Source organism: Tardiphaga sp. 42S5 (genome assembly GCF_034044155.1).
GTDB lineage: Bacteria > Pseudomonadota > Alphaproteobacteria > Rhizobiales > Xanthobacteraceae > Tardiphaga > Tardiphaga robiniae.
Genome location: NZ_CP139027.1, coordinates 1,011,658 through 1,029,122 on the forward strand (window position 1 = coordinate 1,011,658; position 17,465 = coordinate 1,029,122).

Here is a 17,465-nt window from a genome sequence, read left to right on the forward strand (position 1 = left end):
TTTGGCGGCAATTACCGCCGGCAATCCTGCGCCAGCCTGTCCAGCGCCTGGGCCAGGCCCTTCAGCGAAAACGTGTCGGTGGTCTCGGTGCCCTTGGCGGAGACGCCCTTCACGGTCACGTCGGCCGCCTTGCGCAGGGCTTCCACCATGCGCTCTTCTTCGGCGGCATTCTTGATCCAGAGCCCGTCGCCCTGCGTATACATCGCATAGCGCGCGCCGCCGACTTCCAGCGTGGACTCGGAGCCCGGCTTCAACTGATAGCCGATCATGATCGAGACTTCGTTGGTCACCTTCTCGGCCGGGCGGGTCGAGACGAAGGCGTAAGCGGGATCGCGCGGGCGGTTCGCCGGATTGGTCTTTGACGACGCCGGCTTGGCCAGAGCAAAGCAGACTTTCTTGCCGTTCGGTGTCGCGGTGTAGGCGCCCCACGAGCCGAACTGTCCGACCAGCGTGGGCTCGGCGCCACCCGCTGCAGCAGGCGCCGCGGCTGCTGGCTTTGCCGGTGTGGGCGCTGCCTTCGGTGCGGCAGCCTTGCCCTTCGATGCAGCGCTCTGCGCCTGCGCAAGATCGGAGATACCGACCATCGCTACACTCATCGACACAACTGTCAGGAATCGCCGCACGGACATCAAGTCTCGATCCTCTATCATTGTGACTGGAAGATGGCTCGCAACAAGACGGCTTTACCAAGACGATCTGGAATCGCTGACGTCACGATGTCTGCCATATCCGCAAATCGCTTTCTTGAAAAGGCAGACGCGACTCCCGCAAGGATAGCAGTCCTTGCCTTGCTGCGCGCTGACGGCGCAGGAGTCATCCTCAGTTTTCTGCTCAGTTTTTTGCACGCGCCGCACGCTGCGCTGCCCACTGCGCATCGCTCCACTGCAGCAGATCCTCTGCGCCGGATGCGCGCAGGTGTGCGCCCCCATCCTGCACCACCATCTCGCCATTGATATAGCCGGCCTGATCGGAAATCAGGAAGCTTGCGAGATTTGCGAGCTCGCTGTGTTCGCCGACGCGGCCGAGCGGGTTCTGCGCCGCAGGGCCGCTGTCGCGTCCCTCGGGCCGCAGCTGCCCGGTCGCGCCAGTGGTGGGGAACGGTCCGGGCGCGATGGCGACGGTGCGGATGCCCCTAGGTCCCCACTCCACCGCAAGCGACTTCGTCATTGCAAGGAGTCCGGATTTGGCCATCGCCGATGGCACCGTGAAAGCACGGCCGGTAATGGTCGATGTCGAGAGGATGCTCAGCACGACGCCCTTGTGGTGTCCCGCGATCCAGCGCCGTCCGGCTTCAAGGGTGCAATACATGGCGCCGTGCAGCGTCGGTGCGAGGATCGCATCGGCGGCGCGGGCAGAGAGGTGCTCGCTCTGTGCGATGAAGGTGGCCGCGGCATTGTTGACAAGGACGTCGAGCGGCCCGTCGCGCCAGATTGTGTCCATCATCGTCTCGACCGCGTCGGCGTCGCGAATATCGTATCGTGCGACGCTGACCTCGCCGCCGAAATCGGTCCGCAGTTGTGCTGCAGTCTGTTCGAGCAATTCAAGCCGGCGACCGCAGAGGATGAGCTCGGCACCCAGCTCCGCAAAGCGGCGACTCATGGACGCACCGAGGCCGGAACCGCCGCCGGTGACCAGAATGCGCTTGTTGGCGAGCAGCGTTGTCTCGAACATGGGACGGTTCCTCGGTTGGCCGCGTGGCGGAATTACCTTTTCTCGAATCAGATTGTAGCGCGCCGTCAAATCCGGCATGACTCCCTTCAACTGTCTCAAGCCGAAGGTCAGATGATCAGATGAAAGCCATTCTCTGCTCGCAATTCTGCGAACCCGATGATCTCGTTCTCGCCGATATCGATGATCCCGTTGCCGGTGACGGTCAGGTCGTTATCGCCATCAAGGCGGCGGCGCTGAATTTCTTCGACATCCTGATGATCCAGGGCAAATACCAGATCAGGCCGCCGTTCCCGTTCTCGCCGGCTGCGGAAGTCGCTGGTGTGATCGAGAGCATCGGCAGCGGCGTGACCGGCCTCAAGGTTGGTGACCGTGTGGTCGCATCTGTGGGCCACAATGGCGCCCGTGAAAAGATCGCGGTGCCTGCGGCATCCGCCGTGAAGATTCCCGACAACCTCGATTTCGATCGCGCTGCCGGCGTGATCATCACTTACGGCACGGCGCTGCATGCGCTGGAAGACCGCGCCAGCCCGAAGCCCGGCGAGACGCTGGCCGTGCTCGGCGCCGCGGGCGGCACTGGGCTCGCGGCCTGCGAACTCGGCAAGCTCTTGGGACTCAAGGTCATCGCCTGCGCATCGTCGGACGAGAAGCTGGAATTCGCCAAGAAGCATGGCGCGGATATCGGCCTGAACTACGCGACCGAAGATTTGAAGGAAGGTCTGAAGAAGCTGACGGACGGCAAGGGTGTCGACATCATCTTCGATCCGGTGGGCGGCAAATATGCCGAAGCCTCGCTGCGGGCTATCGCCTGGGAAGGCCGCTTCCTGGTGATCGGCTTCGCCGCCGGCGACATTCCGAAGATGCCGCTCAATCTCGCGCTGTTGAAGGGCTGCGACATTCGCGGCGTATTCTGGGGCGCCTGGGTACGGCAGAATCCCGAGAAGAACCGCGCCAATCTGGAAAAGCTGGTGAAGTGGGTCGCCGAAGGGAAGATCTCATCCCATGTCGACAGGACTTTCCCGTTGGCCAAGACAGCCGATGCGTTGAAGGTACTGGCAGGCCGTCAGGCCATGGGCAAAGTGATCCTTCATCCATAAAACTGAATGAGGCGGACGCGGATTACGCGTCCGTTTCACCCTTCGCCAATCCACGAGCAATGGCCGCTCTAGCAGCCGCGCGATGGTCCTCGTTGATGTGGCTCGCCACCATGCGCAAGGCGGTGGCCAGCACCGCGGCATCATCAGTGAATCCCAGAACGGGCAGCATGTCCGGCACGAAATCGAATGGCAGCACGAAATACGCGATGGCGCCGAGCAGCGCCGCCTGGACATGGCGCGGTGTCTGCCGGTCGAAGGCGCAGTAGTAAGCCGCCAGCAAGTCTTCGGCGAAAGGCAGCTTGACCGCCAGTCGCTTGAGCTTGTGCCAGAACTGCTTGCGTACGCTTTCGCGGTCTTTGGCCAGTTCATCGGCTGGCTCGAAGCCCACGCTGTGGTCGGTTGCCATCGGCAATGTCCTCACGGCTGCAGTTTGCAGCCTTTCCGGTAAATGGTGATCCGGCTCCGGCGTCGCAACATTCAGCAATGCTCAGGAGTGGCCGAGTTGCCCGGCGATGGTATTCATGGCCCTGGCCAGATCGACGTCGCGCTTGGTGACGCCATCCGCGTCGTGGGTGGACAGTACTACCTCCACTGTCTTGTAAACATTGCGCCATTCCGGATGGTGGTCGCTCTTCTCGGCGACCAGAGCGACCCGCGCCATGAAACCGAAGGCCTCGTTGAAATCCTTGAACGTAAAGGTCCGGGCGATGGCATCGCGCCCGGAAACCTCGCTCCAGCCTGAGAGCACCTTGAGCGCCGCCTTGCGGGCCTCGGCCGAGAGTCGTTCCACCATGCCAACCTCCTGCTTCACTTGAACTTTACTCTAACGCCCGGTGACACAGGTGGGATCCATGCCACAATAAGGCAGCAAATGCCGCGCATGCAGGAAAGTAACCAAGCCCGTCGGTAACCATGCTGCCGGTGGAACGGCGCGTCGACCCGAAACTTTGCTACATTGTCGCTCGAACCCATTTGGCGCAGATGAATTTGAAGCGATTGTTTTCCAGATCCATGGCAGATGGTCCCGATGTTATCGGGCCGATAGGGCCGCCGTCACCGCGGTCGATCCGGCGCAAGATGACGCTGATCACGCTGGCCGGGACGTTGGCGATCGTCGCAGCCGTGGCAGGCGCTTACTACTTCGCCATGAAGCCGGTGCCGCTGCGGATCGCCGTCGGTCCGCCGAACAGCGACGACGTGAAAGTTGTGCAGGCGCTGGTGCAGTCGTTCTCGCGCGATCACTATACGGTTCGTTTGCGGCCGATCCTCACCGAAGGCGCCACCGCCAGCGCCAAGGCGCTTGCTGATGGCAAGGCCGATCTCGCGATCATCCGCGGCGATCTGGAAGTGCCAAAGAATGCGCGCGCGGTCGCCACGCTGCGCAAGAACGTCGCCGTGATCTGGGTGCCGCCGGCCGCCAAAGGCAAGAAGTCCGGGCCGAAGATCACCAAATTCTCGCAGCTTGCCGGCCGCCGCGTCGGCGTGATCGGCAAGACGCAGGCCAACGTCAACCTGCTCAACATTATCCTGCGGCAATACGGCGTCGATCCCGCCAAGGTCACCATCGTGCAGTTCTCGACCACCGAAGTGGCCGAGGCGGTGAAGGACCAGAAGGTCGATGCGTTCATTGCGGCAGGTCCGGTGAACAGCAAGATCACCAATGATGCGATCCAGGCTTCGAGCCGCGATGGCACGCCGACTTTCCTCGCGATCGATTCCGCAGAAGCCATCGCGCAGAATTTCCCGATGTATGAATCATCGGAAATTCCTGCAGGGGCCTTCGGCGGCGCGCCGGCGCGGCCGGACGATGACGTCAAGACCATCAGCTTCTCGCATCACATCGTGGCACGGCAGAGCCTGTCCGATGTGACCATCGCCGCCTTCACGCGGCAGCTGTTTGCGATCCGTCAGCAGATCATCAACGACTTCCCGCTGGCGGCGAAGATCGAGACGCCGGATACCGATAAGGATGCGGTGATCCCCGTGCATCCCGGCGCGGCCGCCTATGTGGATGGCGAAGAAAAGACCTTCCTCGATCGCTACAGCGACTACATCTGGTGGAGCCTGATGGGGCTCTCGGCGATGGGCTCGATCGGCGCCTGGTTCGCGAGCTATCTCAAGAAGGACGAGCGCAACGTGAATGTGTCGGAGCGCGATCGTCTGCTCGACATGATTGCCGCCGCGCGCAAGAGCGAGTCCCTCGAAGAGCTCGATACGATGCAGGCGGAGGCCGACGATATTCTGCGTCATACGCTGAATTGCTACGAGCACGGCGCCATCGAGGAAGGCACGCTGACAGCCTTCAACATTGCGCTTGAGCAATTTCACAACGCCGTCGCCGATCGCAAGGCACTGATCGGTATGATCCCGCCGGAGCCGATGAATCCGCCGGAGCAATTGCGCCAGCCGCCGCGGCCGCTCGCGGTCTAGAGTCTTTCGTTTTGACGCGTTTTCTTCACGCGAACCGGGACCACTTCGCTCGAAAACGCTTTAGCGCTTGAGATAGCGCCAGCCGATCACGACGCCGCTCACCGAGACGATGGTGCCGAGAATCGACAGCAGCCACACCACGATGTCCCAGGCCGGGCGATACATCAGCAGCAACTGAAAATCGAAACTATGCAGCGCGTTGAACAGCCAGCGATAGGTGCGCCGGCTTGAGTCTATACGGCCGAGGATGTCGCCGGTGACCGGGCTGATGTGAAACCAGGTTTGCGCGTCATCATCGAATGTTGCGCGTAACACTGGCAATTCGCGGTCATTGTGGTGCGCGTACCAATAAGCGTCGTATTTCCAGAGGGTTATCTGGTTTTCGAGGCGCGAGTCTGGCAGCAGCTTTGTTGCGGCTTTCCAGAGACGTTCTTGCGGCAGTCTTGCGATTTCGCCGCTTGCCGGATCAATCACCGTCCTTGTGCCGTCGCGTGACGCGACGATCATCAGCGGCATGCCGTCGATCCATACGAACCGTGCTTCGACCGCGGCCTTGTCCGCCGGTGCGCGAAGGGCCACAGCGATGGTTGGCGCATCGTGGCCGGCATAGCGTTGCAATACCTCGCGTGGCGTATTGCGGTCGGCAAAAACACGGCCGGGATCGAGCGACAGCCAGCCCGAGAACATCCAGGTCAGCACGAACAGGCCGGCGATCAGTCCGGTGACGTGATGCCATGCCATCCAGCCGCGATAGGGCGTGATGTTGCCGTTCGCATAACGTCGCTTCAGACGAACGCGCAGAATGCCGATCCAGATTCCGGTAACGCCGACGATCAAACAGATGCCGGATGTCCAAAGCACCACGAGCCGCCACAGCGGGCCGTCCTTGCGCAACACGGTCGGATAGATCCAGTGCGGGATCGAGCCGAGCCAGTTCCAGACGCGTTCGGTGCGATTGGTATCGAGCGCGATTTCGCCGGAGTGCGAGGAGACGTAGAGTTTGGTGTCGGCTTCGTCGCCGAGTGTGATCAGATACAACGGCCGCAGCGGATCGTAGCGTGCGGTGACACTCCATTGATCGCGATCGACAATCTCTTCGAGCTGCGGTGATCGGCTTGCGGGATGATGTCGCGCGACTGCAAGTGCCTGCAGTTCGTTGATCTCGGTGATGGTGCGGCCATCGACGGCGGAGATGGTTTGCCGGTTGCCGTCCCAGCCAGTCAACCGATACACCGGCTCGTCGGCAACCATGTTCAATCGCAATTCGCGCGGATAGCGCGTGGCACCGGCAGCCTTCATCGCCTCGTCGGGAGAGAGCGCCACTTTCTCCCAGACGATATCGGGCAATGCCGCCAGCCGCTCTTTATCGGAGAGGCCGGGAAACGCGACATACATCATCACCACGCCCGAGATGAACCACATCGCGAAGAAGAGACAGGTGACGATACCGACCCAGCGGTGGCCGATATACAGCCACCGCCGGAGTGTGCGTGTCAGCTTGCGCGACAAGCTCAGAACTTCACATTGACGGCGAGCTGAGCCGTGCGCGGTAGGCCGAGCAGCCACTGATTGGTGCCGCCCGATGTTGCATAGACCTCGTCGAGCAGATTGTAGACTCGGAACGACACCGTTGTATTGCGGTCGGCCTTCCACTGCACGCCGGCATTGACAACCTGATAGGCAGGACGCACGAGCGTGTTGGCGTTGTCTGCATAGATGCGGCCGACGAATTGCACGCCCACATTTGCCGACCAATCCTGTGCAAAGGCCCAGGTCGCCCAGATGTTGGAGACGTTCTGCGGCACGTTGGCCGGCACGTTGCCGGCGTAGTTCACCGCAACGCCGCCAACTGATTGCACGAAGTCATCATATTTCGCACGCAGGAAAGCGGTATTGGCATCGATGCGCCAGCCGTGGTCGAGGGCGAGGCCCACCGAAGCCTCGACGCCGCGCGACGACTGCTGACCGACCTGAACGACCATTGACGGCAAGTTCGGATCGCGCGCCAACAGGTTGTTTTTGACGATCTGATAGCCGGCTAAGGTCCACTCGCCGCGGCCACCCCAGAACGATTGTTTGACGCCGATCTCGACCTGCTTGCCTGTCGCTAGTTCGAAGTTCTTGTTTGTTGCTGCCAGCGAGACTAGGCCGCCAACCGGATCTACGGCTGTAGAGTATTGGCCGTAGAAGGCCAGGTCCTTGATGGGCGTATAGACCGCTCCGGCGCGCCAGCTCGTCGCCGAGAAGGATTTCTCGAAACTGTTACCGGGGGTGACGTAGTCGGTGCGATTGATGGTCGGCTCGTCCTGCCGGATGCCACCGATCAGAGAGAGTTGTTCCGTGATCGACAGACGGTTCTCGGCGAATAGGCCATACTGGTTGGTCGTGGTGCTGAAGCCTGGAACCGTCTGGGTCGTTGTCGCAGCGAAGGAGCCAGGGAAAAAATCAGTGAGCGACACCGACGACGTGCCGCCATAGGGCGAGTTGTTGGTGTGTTTGAAGTCGATCTGGTTGACGTCGAAGCCGGCGACGAATTCGTTAGTCATGCCAAAGATATGGCCGCGGAACGTCGCGTCGAAGCGGTCGCCGATCTGCTGCTGGTCGTGGAAGATCTCGATATAGTCGCTGCGATTGATGCGGCCCGTTGCGGCGCTGAAGTTGTAGGTCTCGACGTCTTTCCAGTGCCGCTGGCTGTTCAGGTAGTACAGGGTGTTGCGCAGCGTAATGCTGTCTGTCACCTGCCACTCGGTCTTTACCTGGTTCCAGCTGTCCTGATAGCGGATGCTGCTGTCGCCGACATTGTAGTTCCTGAAGCGCAGGGATTCATCGAGCTTGCCGTTGATCAGCGGTGTGCCGAAATAGCGCGACGGGCTGCGATCGCCGTAATCCGTGGAGATCGTCCAGGTGATGTCTTCGGTCTGCTTGATCTGGACGGCGGCATGCACTTCGACATTGGAGGTGTTGTCACGATCGACCCAGCCGTCCGACATGTTGCCGGTCGCGGTGATGCGATAGGCGACATCCTTGTTGATCGGTCCACCGCTATCCACTGCAATGCGCCGGGTCATGTTGCTGTCGAGCGAGATTTCGGCCTGATTGCGCGGCACCCAAAGCGGCAGTTTCGAGATGACGTTGATGGCGCCGCCGACGGCACCTTCGCCATACATCACCGATGCCGGGCCGCGTAGCACCTCAACGCGCTCAGCTGACCAGGTATCATAGGGGAAGGTCAGCGTGCCCGAGCCGACATAGAGCCGTGTGCCGTCATACAGAGTCATCACGGTGCCGTTGCCGGTGAAGCCGCGGGTGTTGAAGGCGATGCTGCCATTGCCCGGCGCCGGGCTTGCGGTGAAGCCGGTGGCGTTCTGTGTCACGGCGTCAATCAGGTTCTGCTGGCCGCGTTCGGCCATGGTTTCTGCCGAGATCACTTCGACGCTGGCCGGCGTCTGCAGGCGCGTGAGGCCGAGGCGGCTGCCGGTGGATGTCGTGCCTGTGAGGTTGAGCGTCGGCGTTGCGAAGACAGGGCCTGTCAGCGTGGCAACCGGCGCGCCCGTATTGGCGGTGACATTGCGCTGCTGACGCAAGCGCGCGGCGCGCGTGGCCTTGCCTGATGTGGCGCGGCGCGCGCGCGTTGGCGTCACCGTCGGCTGCACCACCACTGGGTCGAGTACGTGGTGCGATTGCGCAGGTCGCAGCGAGCCCTCGGCGGGCACAAGGAAGCAGGACAGTGCGACAGAGGAAAGAAGAGCTTTGCATTGCTTCGATGCATGGGAGACGGAGGTCATGAACAGGACTCGCGGTTACGTGGCACGTCACCGCAAACCAAGTCGCCCCGCCGCTTTCAAACAGGCAGTGTGACTTCCACCAGGACACCCCGCCCAATGTGCTCGCGTGTGACCACGACTGGCGGCAGGTCTCCTGGCTCGCGGGTCAGTGCCTGTCGCCGCCTTCCCAGGTAAACACCCAGTGGCTCTTGGCGCAGGCTCGCCGCTTACAGTTGCGGGGGCAGCCGCGGAATCGGGGATCCCCTCACCGCATTCCCTTTTGATCCCCGAAGGGAACCGTCACGTTCACGTTAAGGTGAAATTTCCAAATGTGTCAATCAAGCTGCCAGTCATTCGCAGCTTGCTTTGGCGGGTGTTGATATTGCGCATCACCTGTCATCGCAGCGTCAAGCGATCTGCCTAGAGCCACTGGTGCCAGAGCCAGGATCAGGAGTTCGCCATGGCACTACGTTTATCCCGTCGTCGCTTCCTCGCGCACTCAGCCGCAGCAGGCGCAAGCTTCCTTGCGATGCCCTATCTCAGCCGCGCCGCCGATCGCCCGGTGGTGTCACATGGCATTCAGTCCGGCGATGTCGGGACGAGCAGCGGCATGATCTGGTCGCGCGCCGATCGTCCGGCGCAGATGATGGTGGAAGTCGCCACCACCGAATCCTTCAGCAATGCGCGCGCCTTGCCGCCGATTGCAGCGCTGCCCGAGAGCGATTTCACGGCGAAGCTGCTGCTCGATAATCTGCCGGCCGGGCAGGATATCTTCTACCGCGTCAAATTCCGTGATTTGTCGCATACCGCAATCGTCGGCGAGCCGGTGATCGGTCGCTTTCGCACCGCGCCGGCGGATCGCCGTGATGTGTCCTTTGTTTGGGGCGGCGATGTCGCCGGGCAGGGCTGGGGCATCAATGCCGATGACGGCGGAATGGTCACCTTCGCCACCATGCGCAAGCATAATCCGGATTTCCTGATCCACTCCGGCGACACGATTTACGCCGACGGGCCGATCCTGCCCGAAGCAAAATTGCCGGACGGCACGATCTGGAAGAACACCATCACGGTGCCGGAAAAGGCGAAGGTCGCCGAGACGCTCGACGAATTCCGCGCTGCGCACAAATACAATCTGCTGGACGACAACGTTCGCGCCTTCAATGCGCAGGTGTCGATCTTCGGCCAGTGGGACGATCACGAGGTCACCAACAACTGGTCGCTCTCGAAGCAGTTGCCGTCGTCTTACAAGGAGCGCGACATCACGCTGCTGGCTGCGCGCGGCGCCCGTGCCTTTCACGAGATGTATCCGATCTCGGTCAATCCGAACGAGCCTGGCCGCGTCTATCGTACTCTGAATTACGGCCCGCATCTCGATGTTTTCCTGCTGGACGAGCGCAGCTATCGCGGGCCCAACGGCCCGAATCTGCAGGAGAGCTATGGTCCCGATGCGTATTTCATCGGCCCGGAGCAGATGGCTTGGCTGAAGCGCGCCCTGATGGCCTCGAAGGCGACCTGGAAGGTCATCGCCTCCGACATGCCGATCGGCCTCGTCGTCTATGACAACGCTGTCGACAAAACCGGGTCTGAGGCCATCGCGCAGGGCGACGGGCCAGTGCGAGGCCGCGAGCTGGAAATCGCCGACATCCTGCGCTTCATCAAATCGGCCGGTATCCGCAACACGGTCTGGCTGACCGCCGACGTGCATTACACGGCGGCGCATTACTACAATCCGGAGAAGGCCCAGTTTCAGGATTTCGAGCCGTTCTGGGAGTTCGTCTCCGGGCCGTTCCACGCCGGAACCTTCGGCCCGGCGGCGCTCGACAATACCTTCGGCCCCGAGGTCCGTTTCGTGAAAGCGCCGGGGCCCGATAAGCAGAATTTGCCCCCGTCGGCCGGCATGCAGTTCTTCGGTCACGTCAAAATCGACGGCCAAAGCGGCCAAATGACCGTTACCTTGCGGGATCGGGCCGATATGGCCCTTTGGGCCACGGTTCTGGACCCGAAATTGGGCTAACCATTTGGCAGATTCGCATTGTTTTTCGGCGATTTCCCCCTATATTGCGCCGCAACGCGTCCGAGTACCCGGCCCCTTCTGGCCGGGTTTGCTTTTGGAGGGATTGCCCCAGCGCGTTTTCAGACGAGGCAGTTATCGAACGCGCTCGAGCGCAAGGCATAAGCCTTTTGTTGTCGAGCATGTCTTGTTGAACCCGCTCAAGGGCACCCAGACCGTAACCAGAAGAAGACCTATGAACCTTCGCAACATTGCTATCATCGCCCACGTTGACCACGGCAAAACCACTCTCGTGGACAAGCTGCTGCAGCAGTCGGGCACGTATCGCGACAATCAGCGCGTCCAGGAACGCGCGATGGATTCGAACGACATCGAAAAAGAGCGCGGCATCACCATTCTCGCCAAGTGCACCTCGGTGCTGTGGGATGAGGTCCAGATCAACATCGTCGACACCCCGGGCCACGCTGACTTCGGCGGCGAAGTCGAACGCATCCTGTCGATGGTCGATGGCGTGATCGTGCTCGTCGACGCTGCTGAAGGCCCGATGCCGCAGACCAAGTTCGTGGTCGGCAAGGCGCTGAAGCTCGGCCTCAAGCCGATCGTCGCGATCAACAAGGTCGACCGTCAGGACGCCCGCATCACCGAAGTCGTCAACGAAGTGTTCGACCTGTTCGCAGCGCTCGACGCCACCGACGACCAGCTCGATTTCCCGATTCTGTACGGATCGGGCCGCAACGGCTGGATGGCCGACAGCCCGGACGCGTCGCATGATGTCGGCATGAAGCCGCTGTTCGATCTCGTCATCAAGCATGTCGCGCCGCCGGTGGTTGAAGAAGGTGCGTTCCGCATGCTCGGCACCATCCTCGAAGCCAATCCCTATCTCGGCCGTATTATCACCGGCCGTATCTCGGCGGGCTCGGTGAAGCCGAACCAGGCCGTCAAGGTGCTGTCGCGTGACGGCAAGGTCGTCGAAACCGGCCGTATCACCAAGATCCTGGCCTTCCGCGGCCTTGAGCGCCAGCCGGTGGAACTCGCCGAAGCCGGCGACATCGTTGCCATCGCCGGCCTGCCGAAGGGCACGGTCGCCGACACCTTCTGCGATCCGTCGGTTGAAATTCCGATCCAGGCGCAGCCGATCGATCCGCCGACCGTGTCGATGTCCTTCATCGTCAACAACTCGCCGCTCGCCGGCACCGAAGGCGACAAGGTCACCAGCCGCCTGATCCGCGACCGCCTGTTGCGCGAAGCCGAAGGCAATGTCGCGCTCAAGGTCGTCGAATCCGCCGATCGTGACGCGATGGAAGTGTCGGGCCGCGGCGAATTGCAGCTCGCGATCCTGATCGAGAACATGCGCCGCGAAGGCTTCGAACTGTCGGTGTCGCGTCCGCGCGTGGTTCTCACCAAGGACGAAAACGGCAACACGCTGGAGCCGGTCGAGGAAGTCGTCATCGACGTCGATGAGGAATTCTCCGGCGTGGTCGTTCAAAAGATGAGCGAACGCAAGGCCGAGATGATCGAGATGCGTCCGTCGGGCGGCAACCGACTCCGTCTGGTGTTCTACGCGCCGACCCGCGGCCTGATCGGCTATCAGGGCGAACTCATGACCGATACCAAGGGTACCGCGATCATGAACCGCCTGTTCCACGACTACCTGCCCTACAAGGGCGAGATCGCCGGCCGCCGTAACGGCGTGCTGATCTCCAACGACCAGGGCGAAGCGGTTGCCTACGCCATGTTCAAGCTGGAAGATCGCGGCCCGATGATGATCGAGCCCGGCTGGAAGGTCTACAAGGGCATGATCATCGGCGAGCACACCCGCGAGAACGATCTCGAACTCAACGTTCTCAAGGGCAAGCAGCTCTCCAACATCCGCACCACGTCGAAGGACGAAGCGGTGCGTCTGACGCCGCCGATCCGCATGACCCTCGAAAAGGCGCTGGCCTATATCGAGAGCGACGAGCTGGTCGAGATCACCCCGAAGTCGATCCGCCTGCGCAAGAAGCATCTCGATGCCAACGACCGCAAGCGCGCCGAAAAGACCAAGGAAGTGATCGCGTAAGCGGGAGCTTTCTTTGACTGGTTATGAAATGCCCGGCGAAAGCCGGGCATTTTTTTGTATGGTGCGATGCCTTCACTCCGCCCCTCATGGTGAGGAGGCGCGCAGCGCCGTCTCGAACCATGAGTTGGTGTCGCGCCGACGCTTGTGGCCATCCTTCGAGACGCCGCTGCGCGGCTCCTCAGGATGAGGGCGGCGTCAATTTGTCGGCGCCCCCTGTTGCTTCAACGGATCGGCCTTCGCAAACGCCTCCATCGCCTCGCAGGTGGCGACGATGCGGTCGATGGTCGGAATGCCTGCAATTTCGATCTTCAGCACCTTCATGGTTGCGGTGATGCTGAGCAGGCAGATGTCGGCAATGGTCACCTCGTCGCCATGACAGAAGCGGCCGGTGGCGGGTTCGCTGGCGAGGCGCTCTTCCACGGCGGCGAGGCCCGTGGTGAACCAGTGCACCAGCCAGGCGCGAACTGCAGCATCGTCAAAGCCGGCGGTGATGGCGAGATATTTGCGCACACGCGGCGTAATGAGCGGATGGGTATCGGCGGCCAGCATCGCGGCGATCGAACGCACCCGGGCGCGGCCATGCGGATCGGCTGGCAGCAGCGGCGGGGTCGGATGGATCTCGTCGAGGAATTCCAGGATCGCCAGCGACTGCGTCAGCGGCAGGTGGCCGGGCTCGATCAGGGCCGGAATCGCGCCGAGCGGATTGATCTTGAGGAACGCGTCGCCGCGCTGCTCGCCCTTGTCGAGGTCGATCACGCGCTCATGCGCTTCCAATCCCTTCAGGTTGAGCGCTACGCGGACACGATAGGTCGCGGACGTCCGCCAGAAGCCGTAGAGTTCGAAATCGTGTGGGGCTGTCATGCATCTTCTCCGAGGGCAGCGGTGGCTTGAATAATTCAAGCAAGCCTTTATCCCGTTGTCACCCGTTTCCCATCCGCTGTGAATACCGACGCGATGACCAGACTGCCTTCCGAAGTAGATGTCGCCATCATCGGAGCCGGCGCTGCCGGCCTCGGCGCCGCGCGTATGCTGGAAGGTTCCGGGCTCTCCGTGATTGTGCTGGAAGCGCGCGACCGGATCGGCGGCCGTGCCCATACGATCATGGCGGCCCCCGGCATTCCGTTCGATCTGGGCTGTGAATGGCTGCACTCCGCCGACAAGAATGACTTCGTCGGCATCGCGAAAGAGCTCGGCTTCGCCGTCGACAAGTCGCGTCCGCCATGGCGGGATCAGGCCTATGACGCCGCCTTCTCGAAGGCGAAGCGCGATGAGTTCTTCGCCGCGATCGACGCGTTCTATGAGCGCGCCGAGGAGGCCGCAGAAAACGAGATCGATGCGCCGGCGGCGACATGCCTTGAGCCCGGCAATCCATGGAATCCGATGATCGATGCGGTCTCGACCTATATCAACGGTTTCGAGCTCAAACACGTCTCGCTGCACGACATGGATGCCTATGAGGACACTGACATCAACTGGCGCCTGCCCGATGGCTATGGCGCGCTGATTGCGGCCTATGGCGCGCCGTGTCCGGTGGCGCTGAACACCGAAGTCACTGTTATCGATCATTCCAGTGCGCGCATCCGCATCGAGACGTCGCGCGGCACGCTCAGCGCGGCGAAAGTCATTGTCTGCGTGCCGACCAATCTCATCGCCAATGAAAATATCCGCTTCACGCCGCCGTTGCCCATCAAGGTCGAGGCCGCCGCCGGCCTGCCGCTCGGCGCGGACAACAAGGTGATGCTGGCGCTCTCCGACGCGGAGAAGTGGCCGTCGGATATCGGGTTGCGCGGCGCCGCCATGCGCACCGGTGTCGGCAGCTTTCATCTGCGCCCGTCCGGCCGCCCCTGCATCGCCGGCTTCTTCGGGGGCAGTTTCGCACGCGAACTGGAAGACGCCGGCGCCGGCGCACTCGCTGCGCAAAGCATCGACGAGATCGTGGCGCTGCTCGGCTCGGATATCCGCAGCAAGCTCACGCCGCTCGCGGAATCCCGCTGGGGTCACGACCGCTTCGCGCAGGGCGCCTATTCGGCGGCGAAGCCCGGCCATGCCGATGCCCGCGCGGTCCTCGCGGCGCCGGTGGATGGCAGGCTGTTCTTTGCCGGCGAAGCGACATCGCCGAATTTCTTCTCGACGGCGCATGGGGCGCGGGAGAGTGGAGAGCGGGCGGCGAAGGAAGTGCTGGCCACAGGCAACCAGAGCAAAGCATAGAAGCTCGCTTACTCCATCACCCTCGCCCTCATCGCTGCATCCGGCACGATACACGCCTCGGTCTTTCCGAAGATGCGATAGCGGTTCGTTGCGATCAGGCCGTAGACCGGATTGCGCAGCGCCTTCGGCACCGCGAACAGCACGCGCACCCACTGCCAGCCGGGCAGCGTCGACAACACCGTCAGCGCCGCATCGGATCTGACATAAGCCACGCCGCCATGGATCACTGCATTGGTGTCGGGGTCGGCGGCATCAATGCCGAAATGGCGGGCGAGGCGGCTGCCATAGTCGGACTGGATCGGGGCGAAGCGAAAGCGACGATCCGTGTCGTGTTTGGCGACGAACTGGATCCAGCGCGAGCAGAAGATACAGACGCCGTCATAAAGGATGACATTGTCATCGGGCCAGGGCTCGGTCACTGCGGTGTCCACTCCGGTTGCGCAGGTTTGCGCGTCATCGCTTCCTGGCCGTACTTGCCTTCAGCGCCTTGTCCAGCGCGGCACCATAGATGTCGTCACCGCCGTCGCTTTCCGCAAGCCAGTGGCCTTCGCTCCGGAAGTCCGGCAGCTCGTGGACATCGACCCTGGCGCCACCCTTGCGAAACGCATCCGCCAGCTGGCGTGACAAGTCCGGCGAAAAATAGCTGTCATTGCGCGCGACGAGCCAGATCACTGGCACGCGCGCCGTCAGTCCGAAGGTTGCGGCCGCGGCGATCAGGCGCTGCGGCGCGCAGACGTCATTCGGCCGGTCATTGGCATGGCCGCCGCGTCCGGGGGCAAAGGCAATGATCGCTCTGACGCCTTGCGGATTGGCGCCGGCCATGGCGAGCGCGCCCCAGCCGCCCGCGGAATGGCCGACGACGATCGCGCCGTCGCTGCGAATGAAGGGTTGTTTGCGAATGTCAGTCATCGCTGCGGCGATACTATCCGCCGTGGCGCGGCCGGCGCCGAGATAGTCGGCATTGTCGCAGCCGCCCTGGTCTTCGAGATAACGCCCGCCGGTTAAGCCATGGCCGGGGCGCTCGGGCACCAGCACGGCGTAGCCACGCCCAACGAACCAGGAGGCCAGTGCGCGATATTCCGGTTGCGGCATCTGCGCGCGGCGTAGCGCGTTCTGCGTGGTGGCATGCGCAATGACAGCGAGCGGGAACGGGCCATTGCCGGGTGGGCGGAATAGCACCGCGCGGGAACTGGTATTTGGATCGGGCGACGCTACCGACCAGACCTGCCGGCGATGCGGCGCTTCTTCCGGGGCCTGCGCGCCTGATGTCTGGGCTGCGGCAGTAGCGGCGCTTCCGAGCAATGCAGCCAGCAGGCAAAGCGCTTGGACGTGTTTCATGAGCGCTCAGGGACTTTCGTGCGGACGCAATGCCTGTCGAACCCTACACGCCGCGAATCACATTGATGCAGTTGTGCACATCGATACGCGTGTGCAACTGCGACACGACTCGCGCGATACGTGCCAGCAGTGGAAAACATGGCGTTCGGCGCGCATTGGATGCAGCTCTGTCCTTTTTCGATACAACTATTTCGGTAAACTGATGCTGAAAATCCACACGTTAACCGATAATTAACGATGGACCTTGAAGAGCGCCCGCCGACTTGCTTTGATCCCCTCATGAGCACAACCCTGATCGAGGTTCGGCCGGCCAAAGCTGCGGATGCAGCCGCGGTGGCGTCCACCCATGACGAAGCCTGGCGCGCGGCCTATCAAGGTCTCATCCCGGGCCCCGAATTGGAAAAGCTGATCAATCGCCGCGGTCCCGGCTGGTGGGATTCGGCGATCCGCAAGGGCAGCCGCGTCAGCGTTTTGTGCTTCGGTGACAAGGTCGCCGGCTACGCCAATTACGGTCGCAACCGCGCCCGCAGCCTGCAGTTCGAAGGCGAGATCTACGAACTTTACCTGCGTCCGGAATTCCAGGGCCTCGGCTTCGGCCGCCGGCTGTTCGCCTCCGCCAAGCGCGACCTCGTGCAGAGCGGGCTGAAGAGCATGGTGATCTGGGCGCTGTCGGACAATGAGGGCGCGACGGAGTTCTACCGCGCTCTTGGCGGCCGCATGGTCGCCCGCTCCTCGGAGCGTTTCGGCGCAAAATCGCTCGATAAAGTGGCATTCGCCTGGACGAATTAAGCCATTAAGCCGGTTCATGATTTTCTGGTCTCGCAGGCGTTGAATCCGGGCTCCCGCTCGGCTACGCCTGTCGCAACCTGTCCTATGAAATCTGGAGTGTT

15 protein-coding genes and 1 riboswitch are annotated in these 17,465 nt (G+C 62.1%); of the genes, 6 read left to right on the forward strand and 9 right to left on the reverse strand.

What is annotated here, in order from left to right; all coding sequences use genetic code 11:
- Nucleotides 1–11 precede the first annotated feature (11 nt).
- A complete protein-coding gene (locus SFY93_RS04820; RefSeq protein WP_170849636.1) occupies nucleotides 12–629 on the reverse strand; it encodes an invasion associated locus B family protein in 618 nt (205 codons plus the stop codon).
- A 202-nt stretch (nucleotides 630–831) separates the two neighbouring features.
- A complete protein-coding gene (locus SFY93_RS04825) occupies nucleotides 832–1,671 on the reverse strand; it encodes an SDR family oxidoreductase (RefSeq protein ID WP_320446225.1) in 840 nt (279 codons plus the stop codon).
- Between the two features lie 119 nt (nucleotides 1,672–1,790).
- On the opposite strand from SFY93_RS04825, the gene SFY93_RS04830 reads away from it, so the two are divergent.
- Nucleotides 1,791–2,765 carry an NADPH:quinone oxidoreductase family protein gene (locus tag SFY93_RS04830; protein WP_320446226.1) on the forward strand — a complete coding sequence of 325 codons (975 nt, stop codon included), beginning with the start codon at nucleotides 1,791–1,793 and terminating at the stop codon, nucleotides 2,763–2,765.
- A gap of 22 nt (nucleotides 2,766–2,787) precedes the next feature.
- Here the strand turns inward: SFY93_RS04830 and SFY93_RS04835 are convergent, their stop codons facing one another.
- Nucleotides 2,788–3,171, reverse strand: coding sequence for a YkvA family protein (locus SFY93_RS04835; RefSeq protein ID WP_120287796.1), 384 nt, complete (start codon nucleotides 3,169–3,171; stop codon nucleotides 2,788–2,790).
- A gap of 81 nt (nucleotides 3,172–3,252) precedes the next feature.
- On the reverse strand, nucleotides 3,253–3,576 hold the full coding sequence (locus SFY93_RS04840; protein ID WP_320446227.1) for a 4a-hydroxytetrahydrobiopterin dehydratase: 324 nt from the start codon (nucleotides 3,574–3,576) through the stop codon (nucleotides 3,253–3,255).
- A gap of 200 nt (nucleotides 3,577–3,776) precedes the next feature.
- On the opposite strand from SFY93_RS04840, the gene SFY93_RS04845 reads away from it, so the two are divergent.
- Nucleotides 3,777–5,195 carry a TAXI family TRAP transporter solute-binding subunit gene (locus SFY93_RS04845; RefSeq protein WP_089266522.1) on the forward strand — a complete coding sequence of 473 codons (1,419 nt, stop codon included), beginning with the start codon at nucleotides 3,777–3,779 and terminating at the stop codon, nucleotides 5,193–5,195.
- Between the two features lie 60 nt (nucleotides 5,196–5,255).
- Here the strand turns inward: SFY93_RS04845 and SFY93_RS04850 are convergent, their stop codons facing one another.
- Both SFY93_RS04850 and SFY93_RS04855 read right to left on the reverse strand, forming a co-directional pair.
- Nucleotides 5,256–6,704: a PepSY-associated transmembrane domain-containing protein gene (locus SFY93_RS04850; protein WP_320446228.1), complete on the reverse strand. Its 1,449-nt coding sequence runs from the start codon at nucleotides 6,702–6,704 to the stop codon at nucleotides 5,256–5,258.
- A gap of 2 nt (nucleotides 6,705–6,706) precedes the next feature.
- Nucleotides 6,707–8,980: a TonB-dependent receptor gene (locus tag SFY93_RS04855; protein WP_320446229.1), complete on the reverse strand. Its 2,274-nt coding sequence runs from the start codon at nucleotides 8,978–8,980 to the stop codon at nucleotides 6,707–6,709.
- Between the two features lie 106 nt (nucleotides 8,981–9,086).
- A riboswitch (cobalamin riboswitch) is annotated at nucleotides 9,087–9,276 on the reverse strand.
- A 143-nt stretch (nucleotides 9,277–9,419) separates the two neighbouring features.
- Between SFY93_RS04855 and SFY93_RS04860 the strand changes: the two genes are divergently transcribed.
- Nucleotides 9,420–10,973, forward strand: coding sequence for an alkaline phosphatase D family protein (locus tag SFY93_RS04860; RefSeq protein ID WP_320446230.1), 1,554 nt, complete (start codon nucleotides 9,420–9,422; stop codon nucleotides 10,971–10,973).
- A 232-nt stretch (nucleotides 10,974–11,205) separates the two neighbouring features.
- Nucleotides 11,206–13,029: a translational GTPase TypA gene (typA, locus tag SFY93_RS04865; protein ID WP_089266528.1), complete on the forward strand. Its 1,824-nt coding sequence runs from the start codon at nucleotides 11,206–11,208 to the stop codon at nucleotides 13,027–13,029.
- A 195-nt stretch (nucleotides 13,030–13,224) separates the two neighbouring features.
- Here typA and maiA read toward each other — a convergent pair whose 3' ends face one another.
- The gene (gene maiA / locus SFY93_RS04870; protein ID WP_320446231.1) at nucleotides 13,225–13,890 is read right to left on the reverse strand and encodes a maleylacetoacetate isomerase; all 666 of its coding nucleotides are present in this window, start codon (nucleotides 13,888–13,890) and stop codon (nucleotides 13,225–13,227) included.
- 93 nt (nucleotides 13,891–13,983) lie between these two features.
- On the opposite strand from maiA, the gene SFY93_RS04875 reads away from it, so the two are divergent.
- Nucleotides 13,984–15,237, forward strand: coding sequence for a flavin monoamine oxidase family protein (locus SFY93_RS04875; protein ID WP_320446232.1), 1,254 nt, complete (start codon nucleotides 13,984–13,986; stop codon nucleotides 15,235–15,237).
- A gap of 8 nt (nucleotides 15,238–15,245) precedes the next feature.
- Here SFY93_RS04875 and SFY93_RS04880 read toward each other — a convergent pair whose 3' ends face one another.
- Both SFY93_RS04880 and SFY93_RS04885 read right to left on the reverse strand, forming a co-directional pair.
- Nucleotides 15,246–15,656, reverse strand: coding sequence for a thiol-disulfide oxidoreductase DCC family protein (locus SFY93_RS04880; protein ID WP_320446233.1), 411 nt, complete (start codon nucleotides 15,654–15,656; stop codon nucleotides 15,246–15,248).
- 34 nt (nucleotides 15,657–15,690) lie between these two features.
- Nucleotides 15,691–16,575, reverse strand: coding sequence for an alpha/beta hydrolase family protein (locus tag SFY93_RS04885; protein ID WP_320446234.1), 885 nt, complete (start codon nucleotides 16,573–16,575; stop codon nucleotides 15,691–15,693).
- A gap of 279 nt (nucleotides 16,576–16,854) precedes the next feature.
- On the opposite strand from SFY93_RS04885, the gene SFY93_RS04890 reads away from it, so the two are divergent.
- Nucleotides 16,855–17,364, forward strand: coding sequence for a GNAT family N-acetyltransferase (locus tag SFY93_RS04890; RefSeq protein WP_068737851.1), 510 nt, complete (start codon nucleotides 16,855–16,857; stop codon nucleotides 17,362–17,364).
- The last annotated feature ends 101 nt before the right edge of the window (nucleotides 17,365–17,465 follow it).